Genomic DNA, 17,790 nt, shown 5'->3' on the forward strand with positions numbered 1-17,790 from the left:
GGTCATGGCAGACACGCAGCAGGTGGACCCGAAGGCCGAGCAGAAGGCGGCCCGGCTCGCCAAGCAGATCGGCGGCTTCGCCAAGGCGCACGGCGGCGCCGAGGGCCAGGTCGCGTACCTCGGACAGCGCGGCGCCCGCATCGTCCTCGTCGGTGAGGACGGCGACTGGGGCGACGTGTTCGCCCCGTCCGTGGAGATCGCCGAGAAGGCCGTCGAGAAGGCGGGCATCACCGTCCACGAGAACTTCGACGGCGAGTTCGCGTCGAAGGTGAGGACGGGCCCGTACGAGTGGAGCCGCATGGCGGGCATCCAGGTCGGCGGCCCCTCCAACGGCTGAGCGGCGGCCCGCCCCGGGGCGCGGGACCGCACCCGTGCGCGGTTCCGCCGCGTGGGCGCGCTCCACCACGGACGACCCGCACCCGGCGGACGCGCGACCTCTTCCGGGGTTCACGCGTTAGGACGTGTGAAGCACCGACACACGGTCCCGTCCCGGGGGAGCTCCGGATGATCGAAACACCCTCACTCGTGGACCAGCACTGCCACGGAGTGCTCCGCACGGAACTGGGCCTCGGCACCTTCGAGGCCCAGCTCGCCAGGACCGAGGGCCCGCCCGCCCCCGGCACCACCCTCTTCGACACCCAGACCGGCTTCGCCGTACGCCGCTGGTGCCCGCCCCTGCTCGGTCTGGAGCCGCACTGCCCGCCCGCCCGCTACCTCGCCCGGCGCCGTGAACTCGGCGTGCTCGAGGCCGGGCGCCGGCTGCTGCGCGGCAGCGGCATCACCGCCTACCTCGTCGACACCGGGCTGCCCGGCGACCTCACCGGCCCCGCCGAACTGGGCACGGCCGGGGACGCCGAGGCCCACGAGATCGTCCGCCTGGAACAGCTCGCCGAACAGGTCGCCGACACCTCCGGCACCGTCGAGTCCTTCCTCGCCAACCTCGCCGAGTCCGTGCACGGCGCCGCCGCGCACGCCGTCGCCTTCACCTCCGTCGCCGGCGTACGACACGGCCTGGCGCTCGCCCCCGAGCCGCCCGGACCGGGCGAGGTGCGCGGCGCGGCGGGGCGCTGGCTGGCCGCACGCCGGGTCGGGGACGAACTGAGCGACCCCGTGCTGCTCCGGCACCTGCTGTGGATCGCCGTCGCCTCGGGCCGGCCCGTCCAGCTCCACGCCGGTCTCGCCGCGCCGAGCGCCCGCATCGACCGCACCGACCCGGTCCTGCTCGCCGACTTCGTCCGGGCCACCGCCGGTCTCGGCACCGACCTCGTGCTGCTGCACGGCTACCCGTACCACCGCCACGCCGCCCACCTCGCCGGCGTCTTCCCGCACGTCTACGCCGACTGCGGCGCCGCCCTGGTCCGCACCGGCGCCCGCGCCGCGACCGTCCTCGCGGAGATCCTGGAACTCGCACCCTTCGGCAAGATCCTCTTCTCCAGCGGCGCCCGCGGCCTGCCCGAGCTGCACGTCGTCGGCGCCCACCTGTTCCGCGAGGCCCTCGGCCGGGTGCTGGGCACCTGGGTCGCCGAGGGCGCGTGGTCGCTCGACGACGCCCAGCGGGTGGCCGGCCTGATCGCCTCGGGGAACGCGGGCCGGGTGTACAACCTCGGCTGAGATGTGAAAGCTGGGCGAATGCCGACCGACGCACTGCTCGACCGCTTCCTCACCGGCCTGGCACCGCTCGCCCCGTCGCCGTGTGGGCGCACGGCTCACTGGCCGGCGGCGACTACGTGGAGGGCCGCAGCGATCTGGACGTGATCGCGGTCCTGGACCACCCGGTCACGGCCCGGACGGCGTGGCGCGTCGCGCTGCTGCACGCGCGGCTGCGGGCCGAGCCGCTCGCCGACCGGCTGCACTGCACCTACCTCACCCCGGACACCGCGGCGGGCGCCGGGCGGCGCCATCTCACCTGGGCGCAGGAGGAACTGTTCCGGCGCACCGTCACCCCGGTCACCCGGACCGAGCTGCACACCTTCGGCCGGGTCCTGCACGGGGTGCCGCCCGCGGACGTACTGCCGCCGGTGCCGGACGGCGAACTCGCCGACTTCGTGGTGCGCGACCAGCGCGACTACTGGCGGCGGGAGGTGGACCGGGCCGCCAACTGGACCCAGGACGTGTGGGTCGACCTGGGCCTGCTGACCTTCGCCCGCGTCACCGTCACCCTCCGCGAGGGCCGCCTGATCACCAAGCGGGAGGCCCTGGACGTCCTGCCCGGCCTCGGCGCGCCCGGCGAGGTCGTCGAGGACATCCGGAGGCGGCGCTACGGCGATGCCGCGCCGCCCGCCGAGGAGTGGACCGTACGCCGGGCCCGGCTGACCCGGGACTACCTGGGGCCGGCGATCGACGCGCTGGTGGCGGGCTCCTGAGCGGCCGGTACGGCCGCGTCCGGCACCGTCGCCGCCGGGCGCTCGCGCAGCGACAGCAGGACCAGGACCACCCAGATCCACATCACGCTCGAGCCGAACATGTGCAGACCGACCAGGACCTCGGGGAGGTCGGTGAAGTACTGCACGTAGCCGATGGCTCCCTGCCCGAGCAGGATCAGGAACAGCTCGCGGGTACGGGCCAGCGGGCCCCTGGGGGCGTCGACCGCCTTCAGGACGAACCACAGGGCGAACGTCAGCGTCACCACGATCCACGCCAGTACGGCGTGTGCCTTGCTCACCGTCTCCCAGTCGACCGGCATCCGCGGGACCTCGCTGGAATCGCCCGCGTGCGGACCGGCGCCGGTGACCACGGTGCCGACCAGGATGAGCAGCACGGAGACGCCGGTGAGGACCCACACCAGCTGCTGGACGGCCTTGCCGACCAGGGGCCGCGGGGCTCCGTCGCCCTCCCGGGTGCGGTGCCACATCACCGCGGCCACCGCGATGAGGGCCGCCGTCGCCACGAAGTGCGCCGCGACCGTGTACGGGTTGAGGCCGACGAGTACGACGATGCCGCCGAGGACGGCGTTGCTCATCACGATCCAGAACTGCGCCCAGCCCAGCCGGGTCAGGCCGCGCCGGTACGGCTTCTCCGAACGCGCGGCGATGATCGCCCAGCCGACGGCCGCGCACAGCACGTACGTCAGCAGGCGGTTGCCGAACTCGATGACGCCGTGCAGGCCCATCTCGCTGGTCGTGGTGAGGGAGTCGTCGGTGCACTTGGGCCAGGTCGGGCAGCCCAGGCCGGAGCCGGTCAGGCGTACGGCACCGCCGGTGACCACGATGACGACCGCCATGACGAGCGCGGCGAGGGCCGCCCGGCGGACGGTCCGGGGGTCCGGGGTCCAGCGTGCGGCGATGAAGGCGAGCGGGTTGCGCAGGGCCGCCTGGGCGTCGGCGCGGGTCACGTTTGGCACGCGTCCCATCGTAGGACGTCGCTTGTGCACGCTTTCACGAGGGTCCGTCTCGGCCATCGCCGCTACTCCCAGCGGAAGAACTTCCCGGCCGCCGCGAGACCCGCGACCGCCCACACGGCGAGGATCCCGAGGCTGCCCCAGGGCATCCCGGCGCCGTGCTGGAGCACGTCCCGCAGGCCCTCCGACAGCGCGGAGATCGGCAGCAGGCCCAGCACGTCCTGGGCCGCGTCCGGGAACCTGTCCAGCGGCACGACCACCCCGCCGCCGACGAGCAGCAGCAGGAAGACCAGGTTGGCGGCGGCGAGCGTCGCCTCCGCCTTGAGCGTGCCCGCCATCAGCAGGCCCAGCCCGGAGAAGGCCGCCGTGCCCAGGACCAGCAGCAGGAACACCGGGACGGGGCCGCCCCGCGGGTCCCAGCCGAGCGCGAGGGCGATCACCGTCACGAGGATCACCTGGAGGACCTCGGTGACCAGCACCGACAGCGTCTTCGCGGTCATCAGGCCCCAGCGCGGCAGCGGTGACGAGGCCAGCCGCTTCAGCACGCCGTACCGGCGTTCGAAGCCGGTCGCGATGGCCTGCCCGGTGAACGCCGTGGACATCACCGCGAGCGCGAGGACGCCCGGGGCGAGGAAGTCCACCGCCTCGCCCTCTCCGGTGTCCACCACGTCCACGGTGCTGAACAGCACCAGCAGCAGCGTGGGGATGATCACCGTCAGCAGCAGTTGCTCGCCGTTGCGCAGCAGCATCTTCGTCTCGAGCGCGGCCTGCGCGGCGATCATGCGGGCCAGGGGTGCCGCGCCCGGCTTCGGTGAGTAGGCGCCGGTGGCGGTCACGAACGCAGCTCCTTGCCGGTCAGCTCCAGGAAAACGTCTTCGAGGGTGTGCCGTTCCACCGAGATCCGGTCCGGCATCACCCCGTGCTGCGCGCACCAGGACGTCACCGTGGCGAGCAGCTGCGGGTCGATCCGGCCGACGATCCGGTACGAGCCCGGGGCCACCTCGGCGCCCGAGGAGTCGGGGGGCAGCGCCTTCAGCAGGGACGTCACGTCCAGCCCCGGCCTCCCGGAGAAGCGGAGCGTGTTCTCGGCACCGCCCCTGCACAGCTCCTCGGGGGAGCCCTGGGCGATGACCCGGCCGGCGTCGATGATCGCCACGTCGTCGGCGAGCTGCTCGGCCTCGTCCATGTGGTGGGTGGTGAGGATGACGGAGACGCCGTCCGCGCGCAGATCCCGGACCAGGTCCCAGGTGGCGCGACGGGCCTGCGGGTCGAGGCCGGCGGTCGGCTCGTCCAGGAACACCAGCTCCGGGCGCCCCACCACGGCCATCGCCAGCGCGAGCCGCTGCTGCTGGCCGCCGGAGAGCCGCCGGTACGTCGTACGGCCGCAGGAGCCGAGCCCGAGGCGCTCGATCAGCGCGTCCACGTCCAGCGGGTGCGCGTGCAGCTTCGCCACGTGCCGGAGCATCTCGTCGGCCCGTGCGCCCGAGTAGACGCCGCCGGACTGGAGCATCACCCCGACGCGGGGCCGCAGCGCCGCGGACTGCCGCACCGGGTCGAGGCCCAGGACGCGCACCGTGCCGGAGTCCGGCCGCCGGTACCCCTCGCAGGTCTCGACCGTGGTCGTCTTGCCGGCCCCGTTGGGGCCGAGCACGGCGGTCACGCCCTGCCGGGCCTCCAGGTCCAGGCCGTCCACCGCGGTCTTCGTGCCGTACCGCTTCACCAGGGCCTGCACCTGGACCACGGGCTCACTTCGCATGGGTCACGAGTCTAGGGAGGCGGCCGGGGCGTCAGGGCGCCGGGTGCGAGAACTCCTCCCCACGGGACAAGAGGGCCGGTCGGAGGGGGTGCGGGCAGGGGCGCCGAGTGTCCCGGAGGCGGCACCCGGCCTCGCGGATTTGATCGATCAAAGATCGTTTCCGCAGGTCAATTAGGTATGCCTAAGTGATGCAGCGCACCTCGGGGCCGTCCGGACGTGGCTTGCCCGGCCCGGATGAATTACGCAACAATGGCGTTGTGAAAAACGTCGGCGAGGCTCCTCACGAGGAACTGGCGACCGGTGAGCGGTCCACCCGCAACCGTGTCGCCCGCTCCATCCTGGACCACGGCCCGTCGACCGTCGCCGAGCTCGCCGAGCGGCTCGGGCTCACCCAGGCGGCCGTACGCCGGCACCTGGACGCGCTGACCGCCGACAACGTCGTGGAGGCGCGCGAGCGGCGCGTGTACGGCGCGCGCACGCGCGGGCGCCCGGCCAAGGTCTTCGCCCTCACCGACTGCGGGCGGGACGCCTTCGACCAGTCGTACGACACACTGGCCGTGGACGCCCTGCGGTGGATCGGTGAGCGGGAGGGCGGCGACGAGGCGATCGCCGCGTTCGCCCGCGCCCGGATCGCCGCCCAGGCGGCCGCCTACCGCAAGGCGGTCGAGGCCGCGGCCCCCGAGAGCCGGACGGAAGCCCTGGCCAAGGCCCTCAGCGCGGACGGGTACGCTGCGACTGCGCGCAGCGCGCCGGTCGGTGAGCAGCTCTGCCAGCACCACTGCCCGGTCGCCCACGCCGCCGAGAAGTTCCCGCAGCTGTGCGAGGCCGAGACGGAATTTTTCGCCGAGCTTCTCGGTACGCATGTGCAGCGACTGGCCACCATCGCGCACGGCGACGGCGTCTGTACGACGTTCATCCCCAAGATTTCCCACCACGCATCTGAAAGCACGTCCGGGAGGAACCCCGCATGACTCTCCCCACGGAGACTGCCCACCCCGAGCTGGAGGGTCTGGGCAACTACGAATACGGCTGGGCCGACCGTGACGAGGCCGGTGCGTCGGCGCGCCGCGGCCTGAACGAGGAAGTCGTCCGGGACATCTCCGCGAAGAAGGACGAGCCGGAGTGGATGACCAAGCTCCGCCTCAAGGGCCTGCGCCTGTTCGAGAAGAAGCCCATGCCGAACTGGGGCTCCGACCTCTCCGGCATCGACTTCGACAACATCAAGTACTTCGTGCGCTCCACGGAGAAGCAGGCGGAGTCCTGGGAGGACCTGCCCGAGGACATCAAGAACACCTACGACAAGCTGGGCATCCCGGAGGCCGAGAAGAAGCGCCTCGTCGCCGGTGTCGCCGCCCAGTACGAGTCGGAGGTCGTCTACCACCAGATCCGCGAGGACCTGGAGGAGCAGGGCGTCATCTTCCTCGACACCGACACCGCGCTGAAGGAGCACCCGGAGCTCTTCAAGGAGTACTTCGGGACCGTCATCCCCGTCGGTGACAACAAGTTCGCGTCGCTGAACTCCGCCGTGTGGTCGGGCGGCTCCTTCATCTACGTCCCGCCGGGCGTGCACGTCGAGATCCCGCTCCAGGCCTACTTCCGGATCAACACCGAGAACATGGGCCAGTTCGAGCGGACCCTGATCATCGTCGACGAGGGCGCCTACGTGCACTACGTCGAGGGCTGCACCGCGCCGATCTACAAGTCGGACTCGCTGCACTCCGCGGTCGTCGAGATCATCGTCAAGAAGAACGCCCGCTGCCGCTACACGACCATCCAGAACTGGTCGAACAACGTCTACAACCTGGTCACCAAGCGCGCCGTGGCCTACGAGGGCGCGACCATGGAGTGGGTCGACGGCAACATCGGCTCCAAGGTGACGATGAAGTACCCGGCCGTCTACCTCATGGGCGAGCACGCCAAGGGCGAGACGCTGTCCATCGCCTTCGCCGGCGAGGGCCAGCACCAGGACGCGGGCGCCAAGATGGTCCACATGGCCCCCAACACCTCGTCCAACATCGTCTCCAAGTCGGTGGCGCGCGGCGGCGGCCGCACCTCCTACCGCGGTCTGATCGAGATCGGCGAGGGCGCCCCGGGCTCCAAGTCCAACGTGCTCTGCGACGCGCTGCTCGTCGACACCATCTCCCGCTCGGACACCTACCCCTACGTGGACGTCCGCGAGGACGACGTGTCCATGGGCCACGAGGCGACCGTCTCCAAGGTCTCCGAGGACCAGCTCTTCTACCTGATGAGCCGCGGCCTGAGCGAGTTCGAGGCGATGGCGATGATCGTGCGCGGCTTCGTCGAGCCGATCGCCAAGGAACTGCCGATGGAGTACGCGCTCGAACTCAACCGGCTGATCGAGCTGCAGATGGAAGGCGCGGTCGGCTAGGCACCAGCGCCGTTCCGTCAAGCCCCTTACGCAAAGGAAAGCGAGCACTACGACAGCCATGGCTGAGGCTCAGAACATCCCCGTGGGTTCCACCACCGCGGGCTCGATCGCGGTCGCCGCCGAGTCGACCGTCGCCACCCGCATGAGCGCGCCCCCGTCCTTCGACGTGGCGGACTTCCCCGTCCCCCACGGCCGCGAGGAGGAGTGGCGGTTCACCCCGCTGGAGCGGCTGCGCGGCCTGCACGACGGCACCGCCACCGCCACCGGCGAGGGCGTCAAGGTCACCGTCGAGGCGCCCGAGGGCGTCACCGTCGAGACCGTCGGGCGCGACGACGCGCGGCTCGGCCGCGCGGGCGCCCCGGTGGACCGCGTCGCCGCCCAGGCGTACTCCGCCTTCGAGCGGGCCTCGGTCGTGACCGTGCCCAAGGAGACCGTCCTCACCGAGCCGATCCGCATCGCGGTGCACGGCGAGGGCGGCACCGCCTACGGTCACCAGGTGATCGAGCTCGGCGCCTTCGCCGAGGCGGTCGTCGTCATCGACCACACCGGCGACGCGGTGCTCGCCGCCAACGTCGAGTACCTGCTCGGCGACGGCGCCAAGCTGACCGTCGTCTCCGTCCAGGACTGGGACGACAAGGCCGTCCACGTGGGCCAGCACAACGCCCTCGTCGGCCGCGACGCCTCCTTCAAGTCGGTCGTCGTCACCTTCGGCGGCGACGTGGTCCGGCTCCACCCGCGCGTCGTCTACGCCGGCCCCGGCGGAGAGGCCGAACTGTTCGGCCTGTACTTCACCGACGCCGGCCAGCACCAGGAGCACCGCCTCCTGGTCGACCACAACGTCCCGCACTGCAAGTCGAACGTCGCCTACAAGGGCGCGCTCCAGGGCGACGACGCGCACGCCGTGTGGATCGGTGACGTCCTCATCGAGGCCAAGGCCGAGGGCACCGACACCTACGAGATGAACCGCAACCTGGTCCTCACCGACGGCGCCCGCGTCGACTCCGTTCCCAACCTGGAGATCGAGACCGGCGAGATCGTCGGCGCCGGCCACGCCTCCGCGACCGGCCGCTTCGACGACGAGCAGCTCTTCTACCTGATGGCCCGCGGCATCCCCGAGCAGGACGCCCGCCGCCTGGTGGTCCGCGGCTTCTTCGCCGAACTCGTCCAGCAGATCGGCGTCCCGGACATCGAGGAGCGCCTGATCGCCAAGATCGAGGAGGAGCTGGAGGCGGCGGTCGCATGACCTTCGTACGCGCCTGTGGGCTGAGCGAGCTGGAGGAGGACACCCCGAAGCGGGTGGAACTCGACGGCACGCCGGTCTCCCTCGTGCGCACCGAGGGGGAGGTGTTCGCGATCCACGACATCTGCTCGCACGCGAACGTCTCCCTCGCGGAGGGCGAGGTGGACGACTGCCACATCGAGTGCTGGCTGCACGGCTCGCGTTTCGACCTCCGTTCCGGCAAGCCCGACGCCCTCCCGGCGACGCGCCCCGTCCCCGTATACCCCGTAAAGATCGAAGGGGACGACGTGCTCGTCTCCCTCACCCAGGAGTCCTGAGGCACCCATGGCAACGCTTGAAATCCGAGACCTGCACGTCACCGTCGAGGCCGACAACGCCACGAAGGAGATCCTCAAGGGCGTCGACCTCACCGTGAAGCAGGGCGAGACGCACGCCATCATGGGCCCCAACGGCTCCGGCAAGTCGACCCTCGCCTACGCGCTCGCCGGTCACCCCAAGTACACGATCTCCGGCGGCAGCGTCACCCTCGACGGTGAGGACGTCCTGGAGATGTCCGTCGACGAGCGCGCCCGCGCCGGCGTGTTCCTCGCCATGCAGTACCCGGTCGAGGTCCCCGGCGTCTCGGTCTCCAACTTCCTGCGCACCTCCGCCACCGCCGTCCGCGGCGAGGCCCCCAAGCTGCGCACCTGGGTGAAGGAGGTCAAGGAGGCCATGGAGCGCCTCTCCATCGACCCCGCCTTCGCCGAGCGCAACGTCAACGAGGGCTTCTCCGGCGGTGAGAAGAAGCGCCACGAGATCCTCCAGCTCGAGCTGCTCAAGCCGAGCATCGCGATCCTCGACGAGACCGACTCCGGTCTGGACGTCGACGCCCTGCGCATCGTCTCCGAGGGCGTCAACCGCGTCCGCGAGTCCGGCGAGGTCGGCACCCTGCTGATCACGCACTACACGCGCATCCTGCGCTACATCAAGCCCGACCACGTCCACGTGTTCGCCGGCGGCCGCATCGTCGAGTCGGGCGGCCCCGAGCTCGCGGACAAGCTGGAGAACGAGGGCTACGAGACATACGTGAAGGGTGGCGCATCCGAGTGACACAGCTGCCGGGCCTCCTCGACACCGAGGCGATCCGCAAGGACTTCCCCATCCTGGACCGGCAGGTCCACGACGGGCGGAAGCTCGTGTACCTGGACAACGCGGCGACCTCGCAGAAGCCGCGCCAGGTGCTGGACGCCCTGAGCGAGTACTACGAGCGCTACAACGCCAACGTCCACCGCGGTGTGCATGTGCTCGCCGAGGAGGCCACGGCGCTGTACGAGGGCGCGCGCGACAAGGTCGCGGAGTTCGTCAACGCGCCGAGTCGCGACGAGGTGATCTTCACCAAGAACGCCTCCGAGTCGCTCAACCTCGTGGCCAACATGCTCGGCTGGGCCGACGAGCCCTACCGGGTGGACCACGAGACCGAGATCGTCATCACGGAGATGGAGCACCACTCCAACATCGTGCCCTGGCAGCTGCTCGCGCAGCGCACCGGCGCGAAGCTGAAGTGGTTCGGGCTGACCGACGACGGCCGGCTCGACCTCTCCAACATCGACGAGATCATCACCGAGAAGACGAAGATCGTCTCCTTCGTGCTGGTCTCCAACATCCTGGGCACGGTCAACCCGGTCGAGGCGATCGTGCGCCGCGCCCAGGAGGTCGGCGCGCTGGTCTGCGTCGACGCCTCCCAGGCCGCCCCGCACATGCCGCTGGACGTCCAGGCCCTCCAGGCCGACTTCGTGGCCTTCACCGGCCACAAGATGTGCGGCCCGACCGGCATAGGCGTGCTCTGGGGCCGCCAGGAGCTGCTGGAGGACCTGCCCCCGTTCCTCGGCGGCGGCGAGATGATCGAGACCGTGTCGATGAGCTCGTCGACCTACGCGCCGGCCCCGCACAAGTTCGAGGCGGGCACCCCGCCGGTCGCCCAGGCGGTCGGTCTCGGCGCGGCGATCGACTACCTGTCGGCCATCGGCATGGACAGGATCCTCGCCCACGAGCACGCCATCACCGAGTACGCGGTCAAGCGCCTGGCCGAGGTCCCGGACCTGCGCATCATCGGCCCCGCCACGGCCGAGGACCGCGGCGCCGCGATCTCGTTCACACTGGGTGACATCCACCCGCACGACGTGGGCCAGGTCCTCGACGAACAGGGCATCGCCGTCCGGGTCGGCCACCACTGCGCACGGCCCGTCTGCCTGCGGTACGGAATTCCCGCGACCACGCGAGCGTCGTTCTATCTGTACTCCACGCCGGCCGAGATCGACGCACTGGTCGACGGCCTGGAGCACGTACGGAACTTCTTCGGATGAGGGGCTGAGGCGTGAAGCTGGACTCCATGTACCAGGACGTCATCCTGGACCACTACAAGAACCCGCACGGGCGTGGTCTGAGGGACGGCGACGCCGAGGTGCACCACGTCAACCCGACGTGCGGCGACGAGATCACGCTCCGCGTGAAGTACGACGGCACGACGATCAGTGACGTCAGCTACGAGGGGCAGGGCTGTTCCATCAGCCAGGCCTCCGCCTCCGTGCTGAACGACCTGCTGGTCGGCAAGGACCTGGCCGAGGCGCAGAAGATCCAGGGGACCTTCCTGGAACTGATGCAGTCCAAGGGGAAGATCGAACCCGACGACGCGATGGAGGAGGTCCTGGAGGACGCGGTCGCGTTCGCCGGGGTCTCCAAGTACCCGGCCCGGGTGAAGTGCGCCCTCCTCAGCTGGATGGCGTGGAAGGACGCGACGGCCCAGGCGCTGGGCGCCGACGCCGAAAGGACAACGGCATGAGCGAGACCGTGGAGATGAAGCCGGCCTCGGAGGAGGAGCTCCGCGAGGCCCTGATGGACGTCGTCGACCCCGAGCTGGGCATCGACGTCGTCAACCTGGGCCTGATCTACGGCATCCACGTCGACGACTCCAACGTGGCGACCGTCGACATGACCCTGACCTCCGCGGCCTGCCCGCTGACGGACGTCATCGAGGACCAGGCCAAGTCCGCCACGGACGGTCTGGTCAGCGAGCTGCGCATCAACTGGGTGTGGATGCCGCCGTGGGGCCCCGACAAGATCACGGACGACGGCCGTGAGCAGCTGCGGGCGCTGGGCTTCAACGTCTGAGCGAGCGGTTCGGTCGAGTGGCCCCCGGCATCGTGCCGGGGGCCACTCGCATGTGATCGTCCCTGGCTACGATCACCGTCATGGGGTACGCACTGCTCGCCGGAGCCATCGCAGCGGAAGTGGTCGGGACGACCGCCATGAAGTACAGCGAGGGATTCACCCGGCTGTGGCCCTCGGTCGTCACCGTCGCCGGGTACCTGGTGGCGTTCGCGCTGCTCGCGCAGACCCTGAGGACCCTGTCGGTCGGGACGGCGTACGCCATCTGGTCGGGGGTCGGGACGGCCGCCATCGCGGTGATCGGCACGATGTTCCTGGGCGAGGGACTCACCGCCGCCAAGGCCGGCGGCATCGCGCTGATCATCGCCGGGGTGGTGGTGCTCAACCTGGGCGGGGCGCACTGACGAGGGTGCGTCGTCTTGGACGGGGCTGTCCGACGGCGTGCGTGCCGTTCCGGACGGGGCTGTCCGGCGGTGGTGTGTGTCGTGCTCCGGGTGGGGTTGTCACGCCAGGGGTGTGCCGGTTCCGGGTCGGGTTGTCCGGTGGCGTGTGTGCCGTTCCGGGGCGGGCTGTCCGGTGGCCGGGTGTCGCCCCGGCGGGGCGTCTTCCGGTGGGGCCGGTCCCCGCGCGGACCGTACGCCGAGACGTGCTCCGCACCGGTTCGCGTCCGTGGCCACCGGTTGGTTAGGTTGCCCTCATGACCGACACGACTGCTCACAGCACCTCCGGCGCGGTGGCCGCCGGCCTCGCCACCATCGCCGCCGACGGCACCGTTCTCGACACCTGGTTCCCCGCCCCCGTCCTGGCCGACGAGCCCGGCCCGTCCGGCACCGAGCGCCTCTCCGACGAGCAGGCCGCGGAACTCCTGGGCGGCAGTGCCCTCGCGGCGATCGGGCCGGACGCCCGCCGGGGCGTCGAGGTGGTCGCGGTCCGCACGGTCATCTCCTCGCTGGCCGAGAAGCCCGTCGACGCGCACGACGTCTACCTGCGCCTCCACCTGCTCTCCCACCGCCTGGTCAAGCCGCACGGCCAGAACCTGGACGGCGTCTTCGGCCACCTCGCCAACGTCGCCTGGACCTCGCTCGGCCCGGTCGCCGTGGACGACCTCGAGAAGGTGCGGCTCAACGCCCGCGCCGAGGGCCTGCACCTGGCCGTCACCTCCGTCGACAAGTTCCCCCGCATGACGGACTACGTCGCCCCCAAGGGCGTCCGCATCGCCGACGCCGACCGCGTACGGCTCGGCGCGCACCTCGCCGAGGGCACCACCGTCATGCACGAGGGATTCGTCAACTTCAACGCCGGCACGCTCGGCACGTCGATGGTCGAGGGCCGCATCTCGGCCGGTGTCGTCATCGGCGACGGCTCCGACATCGGCGGCGGCGCCTCCACCATGGGCACCCTCTCCGGCGGCGGCAACGTGCGCATCACCATCGGCGAGCGCTGCCTGGTCGGCGCCGAGGCGGGCGTCGGCATCGCCCTCGGTGACGAGTGCGTGGTCGAGGCCGGCCTGTACGTCACCGCGGGCACTCGTGTCACCATGCCCGACGGCCAGATCGTCAAGGCCCGTGAACTGTCCGGCGCCTCCCACATCCTCTACCGCCGCAACTCCGTCACCGGCACGGTCGAGGCCCGCCCGAACAACGCGGTCTGGGGTGGTCTGAACGAGGTCCTGCACAGCCACAACTGAGCCGGCCGTCACCCCCGTACGCCCCCGTACGGGTTACTCCCCGTGTCTTCGGGGTCGTTTTGGCAGATGAACGGGTGGACACAGGGTCCGATCAGAAGCCGGGACGACTGACATACAGAAATGGGGACGAACGGGCGATGACGAACGAGTGGGTGTGGGGCGTGGTCCGCTGTGCGGTCGGAGTGATGGGAGTGGTGTCCGTGCTGATGCTGTGCGGCACACTGGCCAGTTCCGCACACGCGGACGAGACCAACACGGCCTCCCACAACGGTCACCGCGTCGGGCTGATCAACGCCAACGCCGGTCAGATCGACGACCCCGCCGAGGACGTACTGGAACACACCCTGCTGTTCGGGGACGGGTACGCCTGGGACTGAGGGGGCGATCCGGCGGTCCGGACCGCGGCGTGTGAGAGTGCGCCGCGGTCCGGACCGCCTCTTTTTGTGTTTCCGCTGTGCGGTGACATAGCGGGAGGCACCCGCGCGCGTCCCTAGAGGAGCGGGGAGCGGACACAGGGCCCGCACCCGGGTGAAGAGAAGGTGACGATGGATGCCCAGGCGCAGGAGAGTTTCCGGGAGTTCGTGGCGAACCGGTCGCCCGCGCTGCTGAAGACCGCGGTCCTGCTGAGCGGCGGCGACCGGCACGCGGGCGAGGACCTGCTGCAGAACGCGCTGATCAAGGCGGCGGGCCGCTGGCACCGCATCGACGAACCCGAGGCGTACGTACGGCAGATCCTCTACCGGCAGCAGATCAGCCGCTGGCGGCTGAAACGGCGCGGGCGGGAACTCAGCGTGGCCGAACCGCCGGAAGCCGGCACGGACGGGGACGCCGCCTCGGCCGACGCGGAGCTGCGCCTGCTGATGCGGGGCGCGCTGGCCCGGCTGACCGCGCGCCAGCGCACCGTACTGGTGCTGCGGTACTTCGAGGACCTGCCCGAGGCCGAGGTGGCCCGCATCCTGGGCTGCTCGGTGGGCACCGTGCGGTCCACCACCCACCGTTCCCTGGCCCGGTTGCGCGCCCTCGCGCCCGAACTGCGCTCCCTCGGCCGGTCCGAGGCCGAGCGACGGCCGTCCGGTGACCACTCGCCCGTGGAGGTGCGGTCGTGAACGTCGACGAACTCGTGCGTGACGCGTTGCGTGAACAGGCGGCGGAACTGACCGCGCCCGGCCCGGGGTTCGCCGACCGGGTGCTGGCGGTGCGGCGGCGGCGCCGCATGCGCGGGCTCGCCGCCATGGCCGCCGCGACGGCGGCCGTGATCGCGGTCTCGGTGGGGGTGCCCGCGCTGTACTCCGGCGGGGAGGGGGTGCGGCCCTCGGGCGGTGGAGTGGAACAGGGCGGGATCACCGCCCGGGCCGGTCAGTCGCCGCCGCGGGACCTGCTGGCCGCCGGGGAGGTGGCGATGGCCGCGTACTTCACCACCGAGAAGGTGCGCCTGGCCGAGGACCGCAGGACCTCCGAGCGCACCTACTGGCTGCTCGACCCGGGGACCGGGAAGTACGAGAAGGACGACCGGTGGTCGTTCGTCGCCGTGGCCCCCGGGCTGCGGACCGCGGCCGTGCTGGAGCGGGAGCTGCCCGCCGGGCGCATCGGGCTGCTCGACCTCGCCAGCGGCGAGGTCGAGCGGTGGATCCCGGTCGACCACGAGGTCGCGGGCCTGGCCTTCTCCCCGGACGGTCGCAAGCTCGTGGCGACGACGTACGGCGAGAACCCCGATGTGCAGTACCGGGCCGAGAACCCCGACGGGACGGCCGGCGGATGGCAGGCGCGGGAAATCTCCTCCCGGAACGGGTTCCAGGTCATCGACGTGGCCTCGGGCACGGGGTCCTGGACCGAGGTCGGGACCAACGACGATCCGATGAGCCCGGCGGGCCTCATCAACTCCCGCCAGGACTTCGCCTTCAGCGCCGACGGCCGCTTCGTCTGGGCGGGGCGGATCTCCGTGGAGATTCCCCTGGACTACTTCGACCTCGACGGAGACGCCGTCGCGCCCCCGCCCCGCGAGGCGCACCGGGTCTGGCACGTCGACGCCGGTCTGTCGCCGGACGGGCGCAGGCTCGCCGGTGACTTCGCGGGGAAGACCCGCAAGACGTCCTCCTGGATCCTCGACCCCCGCACCGGGAGGCAGGTCGCCGAGATCCGCGGACAGCAACTGCTGGCCTGGGCCGACAGCGACTCGCTCGTCGCCTGGGACATCGGCGCCGACGGCAATGAATTCCACCAGCGGCTGGTGCTGGTCACCGTGGGCAGCGACAAGGTGGTTCCGCTGAGCGGGTTCCGGTCGCCCAAGGACGACACGAAGGGGCGGTGGGAGCCGGTGTTCGTACGGCGGTGAGGCGGGTCAGGCGGCCGTCAGGCCGTCGTACGCCGCCCTGAGCCCGTCGGTCGTCCCGCGGCCGGCGGGCCTCAGGGGCGGGCGGACCGGGCCCGCGGGGAGACCCAGGGCGGTGAGGAGGGCCTTCGCGGTGACCGTGCCGGGGAGGCCGTCCGCCATCATCGCCTCGATCAGGGGCGTCGTCCGCCGCTGGAGGTGTGCCGCGCGGGCCGTGTCGCCCGCGTCGAAGGCGTCCAGTACGGCGCGGATGCGGGCGGGGGCCACGTTGGCGACCGTGCTGACGCAGCCGGCGGCGCCCACCGCGTAGAGGGCCAGGTTGTGTTCGTCGCAGCCCGCGTAGTACGCGAGGCCGGTGCGGGACATGACCTTCTGGGCGGCCAGGAAGTCGTGGGAGCAGTCCTTGACCGCCCGGACGCGCGGGTGTTCCGCCAGGCGCAGGAGGGTGTCCGGTTCGATGCGGACGCCGGTGCGGGACGGGATGTCGTACAGGGCGAGGGGGAGGGAGGTGGCCTCCGCGACGTCGAGGAAGTGGGCCTCGACCGCGTCCTGCGGGGGCCTGCTGTAGTACGGGGCCGACACCAGGAGGGCGTCCGCGCCGGCCCTCTCCGCCTCGCGGGCCAGTCGTACGGTGTGGGCCGTGTCGGGGGTGCCGATGCCCGCGACGATCGTCGCCCGGGTGCCGACGGCCTGGCGTACCGCCCTGATGAGGGACGACTTCTCCGCGTCGGTGGTGGTGGGGGACTCACCCGTGGTTCCGGAGAGGACCAGGCCGTCGCAGCCGTGGGTGACCAGGTGGTCGGCCAGGCGCTGGGCGCCGTCCGGGTCGAGCGCGCCGACGGGGGTGAACGGGGTGATCATCGCGCACAGGGTGCGGCCGAGGGGCGGGGTCCTGGAGGTCATGGGGGGTAGTCTCCGCCGACCGGTTGTGAAGGTCCACTTAAATGTGGTGTCGGGTATGGGTAAGCGTTGCTTCATGGATAGGGGCGGGACGCCGGGGGTACTCGGGGTCCCGACCTGAGAGGAGGCGCATCGTGACCGGAACCATGGAGCGACGGCCGGTTCGTGACGAGCACAGCGTGGGCGAGCTCGTCGGGCAGGCCACCGAGCAGATCTCCCGGCTCGCACGGCAGGAAGTGGCCCTCGCCAAGGAGGAACTTGCGGAGAAGGGGCGCCGTGCGGGGCGCGGCGGCGGGATGCTGGGTGCGGCGGGAGCGTTCGGCTACGCGGGGCTGCTCGCGCTGGCCGGCACGGGTGTCGCCGCGCTGGACCTGGTGCTGCCGCTGTGGGCGGCGGCGCTCATCGTCACGGGGCTGCTGTTCGCCGTCGCCGGTGTGCTCGCTCTCGCCGGTCGCGGACAACTGCGCCGGGCCACGCCGCCCAAACCCGAGCGGACCATGGGCAGCGTGAAGGCCGATGTCGAGGAGATCAAGGGGAGGGCGCACCGATGACGCACGACATGAGGCGCGCGGGGGCCCACGTGGACGCGAAGGCGGAGGCCGCGGCGACGGGACGCGGGGCCAAGGGGCCGGACGAACTGCGGCGGCAGATCGAGCGGACCCGCCACGAACTCGGCGACACCGTCGAGGAACTGGCCGGGAAGATGGACATCAAGGGGAGGGCGCGGGCCCGGGCCGAGGACCTCCGGGACCGGGCCGGGGCGATGACCGTGCAGATGCGGAGCAGCGCGGCGCACGCCGGGAAGGCCGGCCTGCGGTACCGCAAGCCGGCGATGATCACCGGTGCGGTGGTCGCGGTCGTCGTGGGCGCGGTGATGGTGCGGCGCCACCGCTGCTGAGGCGGCGCCGCCCGCGGCGGGGGGGGGGGGGGCCCCCCCCCCCCCCCCCCCCCCCCCCGGGGGCCGGGGGGAACGGGGGCCACCCCCGGGGGGGGGGGGGTATTGTGGGG

General features: G+C 71.5%; 21 protein-coding genes and 1 pseudogene. 18 read left to right on the top strand and 4 right to left on the bottom strand.

What is annotated here, in order from left to right:
* Positions 1-4: 4 nt before the first annotated feature.
* The 3 genes and pseudogenes from ACH5AO_RS16805 to ACH5AO_RS16815 all read left to right on the top strand — a co-directional run bounded on the left by ACH5AO_RS16805 (position 5) and on the right by ACH5AO_RS16815 (position 2,363).
* Entirely contained in the window at positions 5-337 is a 333-nt protein-coding gene (locus tag ACH5AO_RS16805; protein WP_398925192.1) for a hypothetical protein, read from the top strand.
* Positions 338-504: 167 nt separating this feature from the next.
* Positions 505-1,611 carry an amidohydrolase family protein gene (locus tag ACH5AO_RS16810; protein WP_398925194.1) on the top strand — a complete coding sequence of 369 codons (1,107 nt, stop codon included), beginning with the start codon at positions 505-507 and terminating at the stop codon, positions 1,609-1,611.
* 18 nt (positions 1,612-1,629) lie between these two features.
* Positions 1,630-2,363, top strand: a pseudogene (locus tag ACH5AO_RS16815) (nucleotidyltransferase).
* On the opposite strand, the gene ACH5AO_RS16820 reads toward ACH5AO_RS16815, so the two are convergent.
* From ACH5AO_RS16820 to ACH5AO_RS16830, 3 genes are read right to left on the bottom strand one after another with little or no spacing between them, the layout of a single operon-like run.
* Positions 2,321-3,349: a heme A synthase gene (locus ACH5AO_RS16820; RefSeq protein ID WP_398925196.1), complete on the bottom strand. Its 1,029-nt coding sequence runs from the start codon at positions 3,347-3,349 to the stop codon at positions 2,321-2,323. The pseudogene ACH5AO_RS16815 and the gene ACH5AO_RS16820 sit on opposite strands and share 43 nt — an antisense overlap.
* A gap of 53 nt (positions 3,350-3,402) precedes the next feature.
* Positions 3,403-4,119: an ABC transporter permease gene (locus ACH5AO_RS16825; RefSeq protein WP_398925253.1), complete on the bottom strand. Its 717-nt coding sequence runs from the start codon at positions 4,117-4,119 to the stop codon at positions 3,403-3,405.
* A gap of 50 nt (positions 4,120-4,169) precedes the next feature.
* Entirely contained in the window at positions 4,170-5,093 is a 924-nt protein-coding gene (locus tag ACH5AO_RS16830; protein ID WP_398925198.1) for an ABC transporter ATP-binding protein, read from the bottom strand.
* 257 nt (positions 5,094-5,350) lie between these two features.
* Here ACH5AO_RS16830 and ACH5AO_RS16835 point away from each other — a divergent pair, with 257 nt between their 5' ends.
* From ACH5AO_RS16835 to ACH5AO_RS16895, 13 genes are all read left to right on the top strand, one after another.
* The gene (locus ACH5AO_RS16835; RefSeq protein WP_398925200.1) at positions 5,351-6,064 is read left to right on the top strand and encodes a helix-turn-helix transcriptional regulator; all 714 of its coding nucleotides are present in this window, start codon (positions 5,351-5,353) and stop codon (positions 6,062-6,064) included.
* On the top strand, positions 6,061-7,482 hold the full coding sequence (sufB, locus tag ACH5AO_RS16840) for a Fe-S cluster assembly protein SufB (RefSeq protein ID WP_217136248.1): 1,422 nt from the start codon (positions 6,061-6,063) through the stop codon (positions 7,480-7,482). The genes ACH5AO_RS16835 and sufB overlap by 4 nt, the downstream gene beginning before the upstream one ends.
* Positions 7,483-7,540: 58 nt before the next feature.
* Positions 7,541-8,725 (top strand): Fe-S cluster assembly protein SufD, encoded by a 1,185-nt coding sequence (gene sufD / locus ACH5AO_RS16845; protein ID WP_398925202.1) that lies wholly within the window; start codon positions 7,541-7,543, stop codon positions 8,723-8,725.
* Complete coding sequence (locus ACH5AO_RS16850; protein WP_398925204.1) at positions 8,722-9,039, top strand: non-heme iron oxygenase ferredoxin subunit; 318 nt, start codon at positions 8,722-8,724, stop codon at positions 9,037-9,039. The genes sufD and ACH5AO_RS16850 overlap by 4 nt, the downstream gene beginning before the upstream one ends.
* Before the next feature lie 7 nt (positions 9,040-9,046).
* Positions 9,047-9,811: a Fe-S cluster assembly ATPase SufC gene (gene sufC, locus ACH5AO_RS16855; protein ID WP_398925206.1), complete on the top strand. Its 765-nt coding sequence runs from the start codon at positions 9,047-9,049 to the stop codon at positions 9,809-9,811.
* Entirely contained in the window at positions 9,808-11,064 is a 1,257-nt protein-coding gene (locus ACH5AO_RS16860) for a cysteine desulfurase (protein WP_398925208.1), read from the top strand. The genes sufC and ACH5AO_RS16860 overlap by 4 nt, the downstream gene beginning before the upstream one ends.
* Positions 11,065-11,075: 11 nt before the next feature.
* Positions 11,076-11,540: a Fe-S cluster assembly sulfur transfer protein SufU gene (gene sufU, locus ACH5AO_RS16865; RefSeq protein ID WP_093546387.1), complete on the top strand. Its 465-nt coding sequence runs from the start codon at positions 11,076-11,078 to the stop codon at positions 11,538-11,540.
* Positions 11,537-11,869: a metal-sulfur cluster assembly factor gene (locus ACH5AO_RS16870; protein ID WP_004989638.1), complete on the top strand. Its 333-nt coding sequence runs from the start codon at positions 11,537-11,539 to the stop codon at positions 11,867-11,869. The genes sufU and ACH5AO_RS16870 overlap by 4 nt, the downstream gene beginning before the upstream one ends.
* A gap of 80 nt (positions 11,870-11,949) precedes the next feature.
* Positions 11,950-12,270 (top strand): DMT family transporter, encoded by a 321-nt coding sequence (locus ACH5AO_RS16875; protein ID WP_398925211.1) that lies wholly within the window; start codon positions 11,950-11,952, stop codon positions 12,268-12,270.
* A 293-nt stretch (positions 12,271-12,563) separates the two neighbouring features.
* Positions 12,564-13,553 (top strand): 2,3,4,5-tetrahydropyridine-2,6-dicarboxylate N-succinyltransferase, encoded by a 990-nt coding sequence (gene dapD / locus ACH5AO_RS16880; protein WP_398925213.1) that lies wholly within the window; start codon positions 12,564-12,566, stop codon positions 13,551-13,553.
* 137 nt (positions 13,554-13,690) lie between these two features.
* A complete protein-coding gene (locus ACH5AO_RS16885; RefSeq protein ID WP_398925215.1) occupies positions 13,691-13,930 on the top strand; it encodes a hypothetical protein in 240 nt (79 codons plus the stop codon).
* Between the two features lie 168 nt (positions 13,931-14,098).
* Positions 14,099-14,659 carry a SigE family RNA polymerase sigma factor gene (locus ACH5AO_RS16890; RefSeq protein WP_398925219.1) on the top strand — a complete coding sequence of 187 codons (561 nt, stop codon included), beginning with the start codon at positions 14,099-14,101 and terminating at the stop codon, positions 14,657-14,659.
* Positions 14,656-15,885 carry a WD40 repeat domain-containing protein gene (locus ACH5AO_RS16895; RefSeq protein ID WP_398925221.1) on the top strand — a complete coding sequence of 410 codons (1,230 nt, stop codon included), beginning with the start codon at positions 14,656-14,658 and terminating at the stop codon, positions 15,883-15,885. The genes ACH5AO_RS16890 and ACH5AO_RS16895 overlap by 4 nt, the downstream gene beginning before the upstream one ends.
* A gap of 6 nt (positions 15,886-15,891) precedes the next feature.
* Here the strand turns inward: ACH5AO_RS16895 and dapA are convergent, their stop codons facing one another.
* On the bottom strand, positions 15,892-16,785 hold the full coding sequence (gene dapA / locus ACH5AO_RS16900) for a 4-hydroxy-tetrahydrodipicolinate synthase (protein ID WP_398925223.1): 894 nt from the start codon (positions 16,783-16,785) through the stop codon (positions 15,892-15,894).
* 131 nt (positions 16,786-16,916) lie between these two features.
* Between dapA and ACH5AO_RS16905 the strand changes: the two genes are divergently transcribed.
* A complete protein-coding gene (locus ACH5AO_RS16905) occupies positions 16,917-17,333 on the top strand; it encodes a phage holin family protein (protein WP_398925225.1) in 417 nt (138 codons plus the stop codon).
* The gene (locus ACH5AO_RS16910) at positions 17,330-17,680 is read left to right on the top strand and encodes a DUF3618 domain-containing protein (RefSeq protein WP_398925227.1); all 351 of its coding nucleotides are present in this window, start codon (positions 17,330-17,332) and stop codon (positions 17,678-17,680) included. Before ACH5AO_RS16905 ends, ACH5AO_RS16910 begins: the two co-directional genes overlap by 4 nt.
* Positions 17,681-17,790: the final 110 nt, after the last annotated feature.

It is taken from the genome of Streptomyces sp. NPDC018964 (genome assembly GCF_044390325.1).
Taxonomy (GTDB): domain Bacteria; phylum Actinomycetota; class Actinomycetes; order Streptomycetales; family Streptomycetaceae; genus Streptomyces.

What these genes read in the sequence shown, in the direction of transcription:
- ACH5AO_RS16885 (WP_398925215.1), top strand. Translation starts at nt 13,691, where the DNA reads ATGACGAACGAGTGGGTGTGGGGCGTGGTCCGCTGTGCGGTCGGAGTG.
- sufD (WP_398925202.1), top strand. Translation starts at nt 7,541, where the DNA reads ATGGCTGAGGCTCAGAACATCCCCGTGGGTTCCACCACCGCGGGCTCG.
- ACH5AO_RS16890 (WP_398925219.1), top strand. Translation starts at nt 14,099, where the DNA reads ATGGATGCCCAGGCGCAGGAGAGTTTCCGGGAGTTCGTGGCGAACCGG.
- ACH5AO_RS16810 (WP_398925194.1), top strand. Translation starts at nt 505, where the DNA reads ATGATCGAAACACCCTCACTCGTGGACCAGCACTGCCACGGAGTGCTC.
- ACH5AO_RS16805 (WP_398925192.1), top strand. Translation starts at nt 5, where the DNA reads ATGGCAGACACGCAGCAGGTGGACCCGAAGGCCGAGCAGAAGGCGGCC.
- ACH5AO_RS16830 (WP_398925198.1), bottom strand. Translation starts at nt 5,093, where the DNA reads ATGCGAAGTGAGCCCGTGGTCCAGGTGCAGGCCCTGGTGAAGCGGTAC.
- ACH5AO_RS16820 (WP_398925196.1), bottom strand. Translation starts at nt 3,349, where the DNA reads ATGGGACGCGTGCCAAACGTGACCCGCGCCGACGCCCAGGCGGCCCTG.
- ACH5AO_RS16875 (WP_398925211.1), top strand. Translation starts at nt 11,950, where the DNA reads ATGGGGTACGCACTGCTCGCCGGAGCCATCGCAGCGGAAGTGGTCGGG.
- sufC (WP_398925206.1), top strand. Translation starts at nt 9,047, where the DNA reads ATGGCAACGCTTGAAATCCGAGACCTGCACGTCACCGTCGAGGCCGAC.
- ACH5AO_RS16825 (WP_398925253.1), bottom strand. Translation starts at nt 4,119, where the DNA reads ATGATCGCCGCGCAGGCCGCGCTCGAGACGAAGATGCTGCTGCGCAAC.
- ACH5AO_RS16910 (WP_398925227.1), top strand. Translation starts at nt 17,330, where the DNA reads ATGACGCACGACATGAGGCGCGCGGGGGCCCACGTGGACGCGAAGGCG.
- dapD (WP_398925213.1), top strand. Translation starts at nt 12,564, where the DNA reads ATGACCGACACGACTGCTCACAGCACCTCCGGCGCGGTGGCCGCCGGC.
- ACH5AO_RS16870 (WP_004989638.1), top strand. Translation starts at nt 11,537, where the DNA reads ATGAGCGAGACCGTGGAGATGAAGCCGGCCTCGGAGGAGGAGCTCCGC.
- dapA (WP_398925223.1), bottom strand. Translation starts at nt 16,785, where the DNA reads ATGACCTCCAGGACCCCGCCCCTCGGCCGCACCCTGTGCGCGATGATC.
- ACH5AO_RS16850 (WP_398925204.1), top strand. Translation starts at nt 8,722, where the DNA reads ATGACCTTCGTACGCGCCTGTGGGCTGAGCGAGCTGGAGGAGGACACC.
- sufB (WP_217136248.1), top strand. Translation starts at nt 6,061, where the DNA reads ATGACTCTCCCCACGGAGACTGCCCACCCCGAGCTGGAGGGTCTGGGC.